This window comes from Yinghuangia sp. YIM S10712 (assembly GCF_051388935.1).
GTDB lineage: Bacteria > Actinomycetota > Actinomycetes > Streptomycetales > Streptomycetaceae > Yinghuangia.
Genome location: NZ_JBPKBI010000001.1, coordinates 1 through 712, shown reverse-complemented (window position 1 = coordinate 712; position 712 = coordinate 1). Strand labels below are relative to the sequence as shown.

Below are 712 nucleotides of genomic sequence, written 5' to 3'. Positions count from 1 at the left end.
CCCCCGCGGCGCGCGAGCGCGCCGCCTTGATCCAGTAAAGAAAGTTTGGCCGCGCCGCTGCGACGCTTGCGGATCGCCGCGGTTCCGTCGCGTTGGCGCGGTAGTGCTGTTACGCCTCGCTTGGCGCAATGATCCGATGCCTCGGCTGAGTCGCGGTCCGCCACGGGCGGACGACCGAAAGCCGTTTCGTATGGATTGACCGGTATTCCCGTGTCCCCTGGAAACAAATCCGGTGTGATCTGGCTTACATGCCAAGCGTCCAGATCTTGTCCACTGGTGTCCGTGGGTGTCCGTGGGTGTCCGCTAGTTCCAAGCATTCCTTTTGCCAGTCCGGCATTTCCGGCAATTCGAACTTTGCGAGATCGCCGGTGGGTCGTGCACCCTCGTCAAGACGGAGACGGGCACGGTCCACGAGCAAGGCTCCGCAGGGAACTCCTCCCGCTGTCATTGCTCCCCGTTCCCCGAGTGGACAGCGGCGGCCAGGTCGAAGCCGCCGCCAATGACGAACCACCCTGCGGCTACGTCAGATCGACGAACCGGCGCGCGTCGTCGTCGACTTCGCATTCGTCGGCATGGGCTACAGCCCCGGCGAACAGCTCATCGCCTCCGCCGTTCGGCGAGACCTCGATCTGACCCGTCAGCTTGTCAACGCTCCCTGAAATTTGACCCCTTGCGGGTCTCGGAAAATTGACCCCCAGCGTCGGTTCAGTGC

General features: G+C 63.6%; 1 protein-coding gene. It reads right to left on the bottom strand.

The features are described from left to right. Positions 1-518: 518 nt before the first annotated feature. Positions 519-712: hypothetical protein (locus ACRX5W_RS00005; protein WP_436785766.1), on the bottom strand; the 194-nt coding region annotated here is incomplete at its 5' end.